16 protein-coding genes and 1 pseudogene are annotated in these 12,206 nt (G+C 44.5%); 11 read left to right on the forward strand and 6 right to left on the reverse strand.

What is annotated here, in order from left to right; genetic code table 11:
* The first annotated feature begins 10 nt into the window (after nt 1-10).
* A complete protein-coding gene (locus ACIPUG_RS01330) occupies nt 11-241 on the forward strand; it encodes a hypothetical protein (protein ID WP_014700153.1) in 231 nt (76 codons plus the stop codon).
* A 43-nt stretch (nt 242-284) separates the two neighbouring features.
* Here ACIPUG_RS01330 and ACIPUG_RS01335 read toward each other — a convergent pair.
* Nucleotides 285-344, reverse strand: a pseudogene (locus tag ACIPUG_RS01335) (hypothetical protein); the annotation flags it as partial.
* Nucleotides 345-1,069: 725 nt separating this feature from the next.
* Between ACIPUG_RS01335 and ACIPUG_RS01340 the strand changes: the two are divergent.
* Together ACIPUG_RS01340 and ACIPUG_RS01345 are read left to right on the forward strand one after the other, a co-directional pair.
* Nucleotides 1,070-1,963, forward strand: a complete 894-nt coding sequence (locus ACIPUG_RS01340) for a VENN motif pre-toxin domain-containing protein (RefSeq protein ID WP_400337567.1) — start codon at nt 1,070-1,072, stop codon at nt 1,961-1,963.
* The gene (locus ACIPUG_RS01345; protein ID WP_180791778.1) at nt 1,960-2,262 is read left to right on the forward strand and encodes a hypothetical protein; all 303 of its coding nucleotides are present in this window, start codon (nt 1,960-1,962) and stop codon (nt 2,260-2,262) included. Before ACIPUG_RS01340 ends, ACIPUG_RS01345 begins: the two co-directional genes overlap by 4 nt.
* A 46-nt stretch (nt 2,263-2,308) precedes the next feature.
* Here the strand turns inward: ACIPUG_RS01345 and ACIPUG_RS01350 are convergent, their stop codons facing one another.
* Nucleotides 2,309-2,422, reverse strand: coding sequence for a SymE family type I addiction module toxin (locus tag ACIPUG_RS01350; protein ID WP_180791957.1), 114 nt, complete (start codon nt 2,420-2,422; stop codon nt 2,309-2,311).
* Between the two features lie 211 nt (nt 2,423-2,633).
* Between ACIPUG_RS01350 and ACIPUG_RS01355 the strand changes: the two genes are divergently transcribed.
* The 3 genes from ACIPUG_RS01355 to ACIPUG_RS01365 all read left to right on the forward strand — a co-directional run bounded on the left by ACIPUG_RS01355 (nt 2,634) and on the right by ACIPUG_RS01365 (nt 3,931).
* Nucleotides 2,634-3,023 carry a contact-dependent growth inhibition system immunity protein gene (locus ACIPUG_RS01355; protein WP_400337004.1) on the forward strand — a complete coding sequence of 130 codons (390 nt, stop codon included), beginning with the start codon at nt 2,634-2,636 and terminating at the stop codon, nt 3,021-3,023.
* A 156-nt stretch (nt 3,024-3,179) separates the two neighbouring features.
* Nucleotides 3,180-3,557 (forward strand): hypothetical protein, encoded by a 378-nt coding sequence (locus tag ACIPUG_RS01360; RefSeq protein WP_400337006.1) that lies wholly within the window; start codon nt 3,180-3,182, stop codon nt 3,555-3,557.
* Nucleotides 3,558-3,670: 113 nt separating this feature from the next.
* Nucleotides 3,671-3,931, forward strand: coding sequence for a hypothetical protein (locus tag ACIPUG_RS01365; RefSeq protein WP_400318520.1), 261 nt, complete (start codon nt 3,671-3,673; stop codon nt 3,929-3,931).
* Nucleotides 3,932-3,975: 44 nt separating this feature from the next.
* On the opposite strand, the gene ACIPUG_RS01370 is transcribed toward ACIPUG_RS01365, so the two are convergent.
* Entirely contained in the window at nt 3,976-4,062 is an 87-nt protein-coding gene (locus ACIPUG_RS01370; protein WP_338326728.1) for a hypothetical protein, read from the reverse strand.
* Nucleotides 4,063-4,286: 224 nt separating this feature from the next.
* On the opposite strand from ACIPUG_RS01370, the gene ACIPUG_RS01375 reads away from it, so the two are divergent.
* The 5 genes from ACIPUG_RS01375 (at nt 4,287) to ACIPUG_RS01395 (ending at nt 7,797) form a co-directional block, all read left to right on the forward strand.
* A complete protein-coding gene (locus ACIPUG_RS01375; RefSeq protein ID WP_180791786.1) occupies nt 4,287-4,535 on the forward strand; it encodes a hypothetical protein in 249 nt (82 codons plus the stop codon).
* 267 nt (nt 4,536-4,802) lie between these two features.
* Entirely contained in the window at nt 4,803-5,156 is a 354-nt protein-coding gene (locus ACIPUG_RS01380) for a hypothetical protein (protein ID WP_180791788.1), read from the forward strand.
* Between the two features lie 111 nt (nt 5,157-5,267).
* Nucleotides 5,268-5,819, forward strand: coding sequence for a hypothetical protein (locus ACIPUG_RS01385; RefSeq protein WP_400337008.1), 552 nt, complete (start codon nt 5,268-5,270; stop codon nt 5,817-5,819).
* 114 nt (nt 5,820-5,933) lie between these two features.
* Nucleotides 5,934-6,236, forward strand: coding sequence for a hypothetical protein (locus ACIPUG_RS01390; RefSeq protein WP_400337010.1), 303 nt, complete (start codon nt 5,934-5,936; stop codon nt 6,234-6,236).
* A 439-nt stretch (nt 6,237-6,675) separates the two neighbouring features.
* Nucleotides 6,676-7,797, forward strand: a complete 1,122-nt coding sequence (locus ACIPUG_RS01395) for an ABC transporter substrate-binding protein (RefSeq protein ID WP_203449028.1) — start codon at nt 6,676-6,678, stop codon at nt 7,795-7,797.
* 202 nt (nt 7,798-7,999) lie between these two features.
* Here ACIPUG_RS01395 and ACIPUG_RS01400 read toward each other — a convergent pair whose 3' ends face one another.
* The 3 genes from ACIPUG_RS01400 to ACIPUG_RS01410 form a co-directional block, all read right to left on the reverse strand.
* Nucleotides 8,000-9,706 carry a pectate lyase gene (locus ACIPUG_RS01400; protein ID WP_039286332.1) on the reverse strand — a complete coding sequence of 569 codons (1,707 nt, stop codon included), beginning with the start codon at nt 9,704-9,706 and terminating at the stop codon, nt 8,000-8,002.
* Between the two features lie 118 nt (nt 9,707-9,824).
* Complete coding sequence (locus ACIPUG_RS01405; protein ID WP_039286334.1) at nt 9,825-10,577, reverse strand: oligogalacturonate-specific porin KdgM family protein; 753 nt, start codon at nt 10,575-10,577, stop codon at nt 9,825-9,827.
* A gap of 132 nt (nt 10,578-10,709) precedes the next feature.
* Entirely contained in the window at nt 10,710-11,528 is an 819-nt protein-coding gene (locus tag ACIPUG_RS01410; protein WP_039467361.1) for an oligogalacturonate-specific porin KdgM family protein, read from the reverse strand.
* Between the last annotated feature and the right edge of the window lie 678 nt (nt 11,529-12,206).

The following is a 12,206-nucleotide window of genomic DNA, read 5'->3' on the forward strand; positions in this document are numbered from 1 at the left end:
TGAGAATGATATGTTGGAATATAGTGTAGGTAGCTCTTTTGAACGTGAAGATCTCTATGCTGAGTTATCTTTTAATCGAGTTCAATGGGGTGAAATATCGTTATCTGAGGATAAAAAATCAGTGAATATTATTATTTATCCTGATGAAAATAGTGTTCTTGAGTTTAAGTATGATGATTTTTTAGATGTGATAGAAAAAGCGAAGGTTCACCTTCTTAATCTGGAGCATTTGTCGAAATAAAGTTAATCCCGGCCCTAAACAGGCCGGGATTTTTTGTTGCCAGTCATTCAGCCACAATTCGTATCAGCAACTGGCCGTGCTCAACGGTGATAGTGACCGGTGTATCCGTCCCAGCCCCCGCGGCTTCCTGCCAGTTCCCCTAGAGGTGCAGGCTGGGGCTGCGGCGGTAATAGCGCGTCATATCGTTGCGGTCTGCATGGCGATGGCACCTTGTTGTTGCGGGATACGGCGAAGCAGGTGCAGGATATCGCTACGCTGAGCCGTGACGTTGAGCACGCGAACAACGCGCTCAGCCCGATCTTTAACAAAGAGAAAGAGCAGAAACGCCTGAAACAGGCGCAGCTGATTGGTGAAATCGGCGCGCAGGTGATGGATATCGTGCGCACGGAAGGCGAACTGAAAGCGCAGAAAGCGGCGGAAGCTAAGGGCGACGCCAAAGTCAAACGTCCGCAAGACGGTGATTCGGCGCAGGAATGGGAAGTCTATAAAAAGGCGCTGACGGAATCGCCGACCTACAAGGCCGAGATGCAGAAATACGGCACAGGCAGTGATTTCCAGCGTGCGGCACAGGCAGCCACGGCGGCGATCCAGGCACTGGCGGGCGGGGACATTCAGAAAGCGATTGCCAGCGGTGCATCACCGTATCTGGCGCAACTGGTGAAAGACGTCACGATACCGAAGGACGAAAGCAAAATCACGGCGTCGGATATCGCGGCCAACGCGATGGCGCACGCGGTGGTGGGTGCAGTAGTCGCGCAGCTGTCAGGTCAGGATGCGGCAGCGGGGGCGATTGGTGCCTCCAGCGGCGAACTGGCCGCCCGTGCGATTATGGCCGCACAATATCCCGGCAAGACGGCGAACGACCTGACGGAAGCGGAAAAGCAGTCAGTCAGCGCGCTTTCCACGCTGGCCTCCGGGCTGGTATCCGGTCTGGCCGGCGACAGCACCGCTTCCGCCGCCAGCGGCGCGCAGTCCGGGCGCAACGCGGTGGAGAATAACTATCTGAGTGATAAGGACATCACGACCTTCACTGAGAAATATGCGAATGCGAAGACAGATGAGGAAAGAGATCAACTTAAAGCTGAACTTAGCCAGTTAGATAAAGATAAACAGCATCAAGCCTTATCGACCGGTATCCCGTTGAAGGAACAAAAAGCAGAACTGGAAAAACTGAAGTTGCTTGCTGTTTCAGCGGATTGTGTCGGTCAATGTCAGGAGTTAGTAAGTTACTCGATTTCCCAGCTCGAACCAGTGGTTAACAACCCTCAATTGCATCAGGATAATATTAACAAAGGAATATTGGCTGCAGTTATATCTGGTCTGACGCTCGAAAGACCTATCGGCGGAAGCTCTAATGCATCGCCGCTGACAAGAGAGCAACAGGAATTAATCAGAAAGGCTGAGTCTATATCAACAGCAAAGGGGATACAGAATCCGTTCCCGAGGGATCTGAATGAGCAAGTATTATGGAATCAAATTAAGAAAAGTCCTTCGAGTGGCGAAATGCTTCAAGGTATGAATAAAGACCCTCGATTTCCTAAAACTGCTGGCTTTCAGAAAATGCAAGTTATCCAAAAACTTTCTGATGGCACAAGCATAACTGTTCACTACCAGTATAATTCATATACTGGTAAAGCATACGATATGAAAATTACAACACCGCAGAGATTTTCAACAGATCCATCCAAAGTCATTGATTCAATAAAGGATAAAGTAAAATGATAATAAAAGATCAATATGAAATAATTGAAGTTTTTGCTATTTATTGGATGGGCGATAAAACCTATTTTTACGGTTTTTCTAAGAGTTATAATGGGCTGGTTGCTTACGATTCTAAAAAAGTAAAGGTGATTGAATCAACGCTTTGTGGTGATTTTGTCTTTTTTGAAGATGGTGTTTTTTTCAAACCTCTAATAGAAGAAAAATTGCTTGATGATTTAGTTGAGGGTGATGAAAAGGCTTATAAACGTTTTCTTGAGATATTGAAAAGTGAAGAGCGAATAGATCCGGATTTTTATTAAAACTAAATCCTGGCCCTAAAAAGGCCGGGATTTTTATATCTGCCTGTCAGAACCGGAGTTCTGTCTCAATGAGTTGTTTACCGCGTTCGACGGTGACGACAACGGACTGTCCGGTGTTGAAGCCAAGGCCTTCCAGCCACTTGCTGCTGAGTTTAGGAATACTATCGGTCGTGGGCTACGCGATTAAATGGAGAAAAGGCTGATGGTAGTCGTAAGTATTGGAACCATATGAAGGAAATGAAAGACACTCTTAATGGTCTTAAAATCATTCTAATACACTAAAATGTTAATAATCCTGAGGCGCAGGCAGCTTACGGCGGAGCAACTGATGCTATTAATAAACTTGAATTAGCGGTAAAAGGACACGGAATATGACAACATTTAGAGAGTTATTACTGATTAGTAATAGCAATTATGAACCAAATGAAAATTCATCTTTGGATAAATGGTTTAGTAGTATTATAGATGTTTCTCTTGATGAATTAGATGTTGGTGATATTGCTCGCGCAATAAGGCAAGATCTGTTTTTAGTCGATGTCTTGCCAAAAGCTGAAACTATTTTAAAGCAAGACCCTCTGGCTGGAGAGGATTATGATGGGCAATTAATATCGTCTATATCCTCTTTAAATAGTGATGCGATAAAAGTTGCATTACCTTGTTTTCGGAGAATTGGTTTTTTCTTAAATCAACTGGATAAAAATGATATTGATAGTCAGATAATTATGGACATAGAGAAAATAGAAAAATTATCCAACTCTTAAATGATGTAATCCCGGCCCCTAAAACAAGTCGGGAGTTTTTTTCTGTCATTCAGACATATGCAGATCAGCAGTTGGCCGTGCTCAACGGTGATGACGACTGATATATCTGTGTCAAACTCGGCGACTTCCAACCAGTTACCTTAAAGGTGAGTAGTAATGGAAAAATATATTAATGAATACCTTAGTGTTTTCACCCAGAAATCAGAGTACATAAAAAATGAAGTAAATAAGGGTGTCAAATATTGGCTTCCAGATAACTCCCCGACTATTTTATTGTTCTCATTGGTGGGTAAGACATTAGTAAACCAATTGGATTTTTTAAGAGAATCAGATAAGTTAGAGTTTTTCCAGCATATCGAAACTGGAATGCTTTCAGAAAATGCTGATTTATCAACTGCGGTGGCAAGTGGACTTATTGAAGCATTAGTTACAGCTTCTGATGAAGACGAGTCTATGTGGAAAAAAATTGAAAGTTATCTCCATACTGAATCAAAAAAGCATGCATTATCGTGGAAATTTTTTGGGGATAAATAACATCATGATTTTATCACAAATAATTTCTTTTAAATATAACTAATGATGTTTTTGGTTTTATAAATTCATGTGATTTTTCTTTATTTTATAGGTAAATAAAATTAGGATGTAAAATGACAAGCTCACCTCATATAAATCATGTCATTGAATTATCGCTTGCTGAGGGTAACTCAGTAAAGGAGATATCAGATGGATGGTCTAACATGGATCAAGTGATATACCTTTCTAAGGAAATGTCACAAGAATTACAACTGAAAATAAAGAAAGAAGAGCCTAAATTGAGATATTTTTCAACGGATAGAACCCCTCACAATAAAGCAGATGAGGGATTTATCTGTGATGAATATAAGATCGCAATCTCATATCCAAAATAAATTCAACGATCACTGCTCCCTAAAAATGCCGGGATTTTTTTCGGTCATTCAGCCACGACACGGATCAGCAGTTGACCGTGCTCAACGGTAATGGTGACTTGTGTATCGGTATTAAACCCCGCAACTGCCAGTCCGTTGCCTTCATGTAATAGCGCTTCATATCATGACGATTGGCATGGCGGCGGCAGTCTGTTGTTGCGGGATACGGTGAAGCAGGGATCGACGCAAATCAATTTTGATTGCTTGGAGGACAGACATTTGATGGTATTTCTGAATCTGTAGTGGATTTCTCACATAAATCAAAGGTCCAGCTTATTGATTTAAATAAATATAATGATGGTAGTGAATTAACGATATGAGTAAATATTATACAGAGAAACTATTTTCATATCCCGACAACGCGCCACTGGGAGATGATGAATTCTCAACCGCTGATTGGTGGAGAGTCAAAAAATTAAATGAACATCAATATATTTTTTCCTGTTTGTCAGGAGCTCAGGGAGTTGGAGAACAGAAAGTGAAAATTATAGAGAGTGAATATAATCAGTTGGTTAATGGTGAGTTAACAGCAAATGACATCTGTATGAAATATAAAATTGGCTAAGCTAATGTGTGTGACAGTAAGAATCCTGTTTGTGGTTATTACATCTAAGTTCTAAATTTTCAAATTTTCCTGCTCAGTGGCCGGTAATGTGCAGGATATCACCACGCTGAGCCGTGAAGTTGAGCACGTGAAAAACGTGTTTTAACAAAGAGAAAGAGCAAAAACGCCTGAACAGGCACATCGGTGCGCAGGTGATGAATGTCGTGCGTACAGAAGGTTAACCTTGTCTCAGGCAGATAAGGCAAAGATTGTTATCTTGAGGTAAAAATGGCTGGATTTTTGTATTTTTCAAAAAATAACGGTGTGTCATTGGGGTCTTCAGCAATTGATGTTATTGCTGAATATTTACGCTCCTACATCAGCCAGATAAGCAAAGAGATTATGGAGGAAATCTATGAAACATATGATTTATACGATCAAACCTTAGATTTCTCTAAACTATCGAAACCTGACTATATGCAATGCTATAGGAATATAGAAAAAGCAATAGAAATCGATCTTAAGGCCAATCCTGTGATAAATAATCGTCCACAAGACTGGATTTTTAAGGCTTGGCATGAAGAAATCAAGCCCAAAATGCAGGCATCACCTTTGTATGATCCTGAAATATTGGATAAGTAATTCTATATATAAAAAGGTCATTCGCTAAAAATGGCTAAAATATCCTAATTGGCCATCATTTTTATAGTTTTCTATAGGTATGGTTCTCTTCAGTCGAAGGATGGAAATAATATGATCCCCATCGGATATTTAGCTAAAAGAGTCGCGTTAAAACCGGACTGGCTTAACGCCGATCAGGTAAAGGACATTTACTCGGTGAGCTGCTGTGTCTCTGATGCCTTTTGTGAATATATTCAGTTTTGGCGTCATAACGGCTACTGGCTGTTTGATTCGCCGGAGGTGATTTGTTCTCTGGCGAAAGAAGAAGGAATTGATCTGGCCGATACTACGATGTTTTATTATGAGGCATACGAGTATCAGTATGATGAAGATACAGTAGAATGGAGCCTGTTTGAGCCGGAAGCATCTTTTGATACCGATGTGAAGATACCACAGCAAAAAGTGTTGCAGGGTTTTGATATTGTCTCTTTCCACCTTGAGCAATCACCAGAGTGTTCCTATTTATCCTGCAACCATATGGCGCAAGAGTTGGATGTTAATGCGCATTGCCTGCTAGCGTCTTTTGATGAAGCGAAAAAACATCTGGAAAGTGGCGTTTTCCACGGCTGCGAGCCGGGGCCATGCAGAATATTTGCAGTGTATTCGGTGCCGTACGCGCAATAAGTTGATATAGAATATGTGGCGAAAATCAGACAGATTAGGGATGTGCATTATATGAATAGGGGATTGGTTCAGCAGGCATTTAACGCTTTTTTTAATCGAGCTGCCTGTGCCACCGTGGCTGATTTTGATCTGTTTCAGCATTATTTATCTGAGCTTCGAACCTATATCGCCGAGCTTGAACTGGCTTACGATCCCGTCGATCAATGGTCGTTAGCGGAACTGGAAAAAACGGCGGAGTTTTTACGGTATAATCAGCAGTGGATTGCCGGTGCAGAACAAATAAAAGCGCCGTTGCAGCAAGCGTTCGCAATTATTGCACAGCATCGGGTGTTTCTGGATGAATATGGTCTTCTCCCGGATTATCTTGACGTTATGCCAGAAAATGTATTCTCCGGTGATGTTTTTCCCTCTGTGTAAAAATAAATTTCAACCCTAATGTTTCCATATCGATATGGTATTAATTAATATCATTTAAATTGTAATTATTTTATTATATAAATAATTCAATTCTATATTTTTATATTGCATCTATCCCCACCTGAAAGTGTCATATCATTTTAGCTGTTCAATATTTTTAACTATATTGTTCGCTTTTTCTTCGTATGTGTTTTTATTTAATCCTGTAAACTCAAGGCTAAATACCCCAATGGAAACGGGGAGATGATCCTCGGATGGGAGATATATAAATGAAGGACTATGCGCTTTCTATTCTGATTTATTTTTGACGATCCTCTAACGTCGATCCAATCCTGCGCGTCGCTGACCCGCGATTCGCTGGCTACACCGTTGCCGTTTTAACGGCTGCTATCTGTCGTTTGTCGGTACGGGTTTTATTCATTAAGTGAAGGAAATCACAATGCAATACACTGGGAAGTACCTGAAGAAAACAGTGCTGATGCTAGCCATGATGGCCGGTCTCAGCGTCGGACAAAGTCAGGCGGGCGTCGAAATTGAGACGCGTTCGCTGGATCAAATCTATCAGAGTGCGTTGAGAGAAGGCGGTACGGTCACCGTATATGCCGGTGGCGATGTGCAGTCACAGCAGGCTGGCTTCAAGCGGGCATTTGAGACGCGTTTTCCTGGCATGAAACTGAATGTGATTGTCGATTACAGCAAATACCATGATGCCCGTATCGATAACCAACTGGCGACCGGCACACTGATTCCTGATGTGGTGCAACTGCAAACGGTGCAGAATTTCCCGCGCTGGAAAAAAGAAGGCGTGCTGCTGAACTACAAAGCGCGTGGCTGGGACAAAATCTACCCGGAATTTCGTGATGCAGATGGTGCCTGGACTGGTGCCTATGTCATCGCATTCAGTAATTTGGTCAACACCCAGCTTCTCGATGAAAAATCCTGGCCGCGTGAGGTTAATGATTACCTTCGTCCCAATCTGAGAGGTAATTTGATTCTGGCCTATCCGAACGACGACGATGCGGTGCTGTTCTGGTACAAGCTGGCCGTGGATAAATATGGCTGGGATTTTGTTAAAAAATTGCAGGAGCAGGATCCCGTCTACGTGCGCGGCACCAACGTACCCGGTGCTGAGATCGCGACAGGAAAATATAGCGCGACGTTTACCAGTTCCGGTGCGCTCGTTCCGGCAGCCGATGCTGTGACTCGCTTTGTTCTGCCGAAGTCCGATCCTTTTGTCTCCTGGGCGCAACGTGCCGCTATCTTCAAACAGGCTAAACACCCGGAAAGTGCCAAGCTGTACCTAAGCTGGGTGCTGGATCCACAAACGCAAACTCAGGTCTCACGTATGTGGTCGGTGCGTACTGACGTTGAGCCGCCAGTGGGCTACAAACATATCTGGGAATACCGTAATACCCGTCCTCAGGCGTTTGCTGATTTCATGTACGATCGTGGGGCAGTAGAACGTTTTCGCGCACAGCTGAGTTTGTATGTGGGGGAAGCGAAAGGCGAACCGACTCCGGGATGGCTCGGCGTGCACCCAGAAGTCCCTCTGGTTAACTAACGCTTAAAATTATTGCGTTACTTCATGCTGGTCACGTTCATCGTGGCCGGCATTACGTTCTGTAAGCTCCACATGTTAAGCAGCATATGATTAAAAAATCACACCTGATAATGACGATCTTGTTCGGTGAATAATTGAGCAGGATAACAAGAGGGGATTGCCAATGGCAGCGAACCACCATTGGCATGTTGAGGGTTAACGCTTACTTCTTGTTGTTGGGTTTCAAGGTTTCGCCAACGTTCAACAGGAAGATCTCGTTATCGCGAGTGGACACGCGGGTTGAGCCATCTTCCATGCGGTAGCCGCCTTCGGTGAAGCCCGCACCATTCAGGAACGGTGCAACGGACTGTGGCTTATTGCGTACCGCCGCTTCCAGCGCTAACAAAGCGTAAGGCTCGATGGTATCGACATCGGCATATTGTCGGTTGGGATCGGCCATGAAGAAACCGTTTTGATAACGCGTACTGATAATGTTATCGCCCACTTTTTCCGCCAGCGACAAATAGTCTTTCACTTTACTCGCCTGATACAGATCCAGCAGCGCGAACAGGGCGTAAGGATCGTTGTTCTTGGTAGCGAGATCCACTTTGACATCTTTACCCGGCGCTGAACCTAACTCACCCAGCCCCTGTGCGCGAGCGATGCCGCGTGCGACACGCCACAGCTCGGCGTCCGGTAAAACGGTATAGGCACGAGAATACGAAAGCAGGAATGAATTATCCGCAGGATAAGGCTTGATCACGGTGCCTTTTTTGCCGTAGTAGCCATCACGTGGCAGAACGTAATTGGAAAGATCTTTGCCGTTAGCGAGCATCGGGCGGAACGTGTTATCGGACTCGTTGTAGGCATACTTGGCAAAGGCTTTCAGGCCATCGGTTGTCCACGTCAGAAGTTCCTTGCCTTCCGCACCTAAATCTTTACCCAACTGGAGTTGCATGAGCGCATTTTCGGAATAGATCGTACTGGTGCGTCCTTTCAGCATCATATTGCCTTCCAGCGCGGTAGGACCGAATTCCGGGCCGAACTGACGCTGGGCGCGATCGCCATATTTGGAATGCGTATCAGCATCGTCGGTGGTTTCATCGCGCTTCAGCGCCTGCGTAAACTGATACACGCCGAGTCCAGTCGCTTTATCCCGCGGCAGCACATACTGCTGTGCCAGACGTTTTGCCCAGACCAGCGCGCCGTCTTCTTTATTGTATTTGTACAGCAGCGAGGCGGAATAGATCAGATCGTTACCCGCATTCAGGAAGCTGAGGCCTTTGGTGGCGAAGAAGGGCGGCTGTTGCTCAAACGGGCTTTGCCAGAGCGCACCCATTTTTTGTCCGTATTTACCGTGGCGACTGGTTTCCATGATCTTCCAGTCATAAACGTGCGCATTCCAGAAACCGCGAATAAAGCGTGCGGTTGCATCTTTATCGACGCTGAACATCAAATCGTAGTAGGGATAGGCATTTTTCAGTTCATGCACCATCTCTTTTTCGCTCGGACCTTCCGGCTGTAGCGTTTTTAGATCCACAAAACGGTGGCCGCCCCAAATCAGCAGGCCGCTCTCATCTTGATAGTGCTGAAAGTGATACTTCACTATCGCTTCGGCACGCTGCTTATAGCTAGGGTTGCCGCTCAGGTTGCTGAGCCCGACCAGTACGCGCATCAGGTTCTGTTGTGCGGAGAAGTTGGAGAGCACGGCCTGACGACCATCAGGGAAAATCCACTCCATCTGTTTGCCCGTACGCGGATCGACACCATCCGCAAGTAATGGCGTCGGCGACTGACCGTGATAGTGGTCGCCAGCTTTGGTCAGCACGTTATCAACATACTGATTGACGATGGTGAGACGGTCAGGCGTAGCGGCGCTGGCCTGTAAAGCGACCAGACCCGCAAGGAGCGACAGCGCAAATCTTTTCATGTTATCTACCTGTAACGATGATTCATCCAGAGCTGTAATAAAGGGATCCCACTTGATGAACAGGATCCCCGAGAAAGATGGCATAGCAGTAAGCTGTTGTTAGAAAGGTAAGCCGTGGTTAGAACGTATAGGTGAAGCCGACTTTTCCTTTCCCTTCACGCGATTTCACATCGCGTCCGCTGGCGACATCTTCAACGCCAACGTGTGCAGTCCAGTTGTCGTTGATGGTGTAAGACACGTCGAAATCCTGTTGATAGTCATGCTTTTTGTTGTTTTGCAGCACGTAATCCGCGTGATAGTAATAAGCGGTGTACGCCAGCGTGAAATTGTCGAAACCTTTGTAGGCCACGCCCGCTTCATAGCGGTGACGGTGAGTGTCATCATCCGTGCTGGTACGTTTGCTGCGGGTGATTTTTCTGAGGTCATAGCGATATTGCGCATGAAGATCCGTCTTATCAGTCACAGCCCAGGTCAATTTCAAACCTGGCGTATAGCGTGCGCCGGAACTCTGGCTAGCGCCGATATCACCCACGGTGCCTTCGCCGCTGGTGCCGCCAGAATAGAAGCGCGCTTCCAGATTCGGCGTCAGGGTTAACTCAGGCGTTAAGTTGTAGGCATAGCCAGTATAAAAAGCATAAGAATTTGAGACGACATCATCGATGGTCAGATCTTTATTCTTATTATAAAAATTCAGCTCAACGCCAACGTACAGGCCATTATCCATAAAATGCCGCATACCGATTTCATCACCGTGATAGCGATTCATTGTTCCCCAGCTATGTTCATAGCTGAGTTTGGTATCAGAGGCAGACGCGGAAATAGCATAAATTTGGGCAAAGAGAATACCGGCCACAAGGTAGCGTTTTTTCATTATGGGCACCATTAATATTGTTCGTTAATTATGAAAATTGTGCGCTGATAGACAAAATTCATTCATGAATTCATTTTCTTCATCAACACGGCACGAAATACGGTGTATTTCCTTTATAAAATTCTGTGTTTGTTAGAAAACGTAGTTGAAACCAACTTTGATTTTCCCCTGACGGCTTGATGATGTGCTGGATTGGCTAATATCATCATACTCAATGTAAGGAGTTAGCTGTTTGTTTAACTTATATTGAACTTTGAACTGATGTTCATAATCTGTTTTCCCATTATCGTAAACCGCGTATTCTCTTTCCGTGAATTCACCCTTGCTGTATTTATACGATTTTGTGGTGTTATCACCGATGTAGTAGTTAAAGACGTAAGTCAGATTAATTTTATCCAAACCTGAATACGTTACCCCCGCATCCAGGCGATGACGTCCGGTGTCCGATTTTGACAAATAAGATTCCCCTGCGTAACCATATTTGTCAGATGCGGAAATGGTCGAATAACGCGAACTGCGAGAGGGCTTTTTATATTCATAGCGGTAGCGGCCATAAGTGGACCAGTCGCTGTTAATTCGGTAGTTATATTTCAGCCCCGGCTGGTACATCATGGTTGAATTGCCGATGGAGAATTCGAAGCTCGGCGTTAAGGTGGCGGCCTTGCTTAACTTGAAGTCTTTGCCGATCACCATGCCGCCAGAGCCGCCCTGCATATCGTCATAGGCAACGTCGTAGTTGCTGTTCCCGCCCGCTGACGTACTGAATTTGACTTCGTACGACCAGCCGTTAGTTTTCTTATGAATCAGCTTGATAGAGTCTGAGTGGCGGCGGTCTTCCGTCTTCCAGTTGTGTTCATACTGGAAGGTGGTTTTGCCGTCGGTTTCTGCCTGGACGAGGAACGGCGTGAATCCGGCACAAACGATGAGTAGGTTACGTGTGTATATTTTCATTCTGTCTTTCTCTTTTTTGATGAATAAATAATATTATTGGCGAGCGCAGTCTCTATCTTTAAAACCAGACAGTTGATGTCATTTTTTGGGCGTAAAAATAGAATCACCAGGAATGATGATGACGCCATTTATAATGTCAGACAGGGCTTTCTCCCTGGTAAATCAGGTTGCTATCAATGCATTGATGACTCCTTATATACGACGTAGCTTATGCGTATTTCAATCAGCGAAATGGCTTATGCTGATGAGTGAATGTTGATAATTCCCACCGTTTACCGGTTAGTCTAATTATCAGCAGACTTGATAATTAGGGTGAGTGGCATTATGGTGAAAAGGAAACGTTGTTTCATTTATGTGGATCACACATTTAGTTACTCTTTGAAATTTTTTGTAATCATTTAGTCTGGTTATTGTAAGCGTCAGGAATAGACGTAACGGAGAAAATGGTTGTCAGAGAAGAAGAGGTGTCTCTTGAATGTTAATGATGATAGTGATATGTAATTGAACAACACTTAACCTGTGAACTGCCTTATTTCCCCGCCATCATTCCGAGAATATTCTGTGGAAAGCGATTTCCATAAAAATGAATAAGCGATCAATAGCCATCAAATGCTCCTAAATATCGTCAGGAACTTATCGTAGTTTTATGCCACTCAACGCTTAGTTATCTCCGTCATG

Origin of the sequence: Pectobacterium sp. CHL-2024, from assembly GCF_044751765.1 — a bacterium.
In the GTDB taxonomy this organism is placed as follows: Bacteria; Pseudomonadota; Gammaproteobacteria; order Enterobacterales; family Enterobacteriaceae; genus Pectobacterium; species Pectobacterium brasiliense.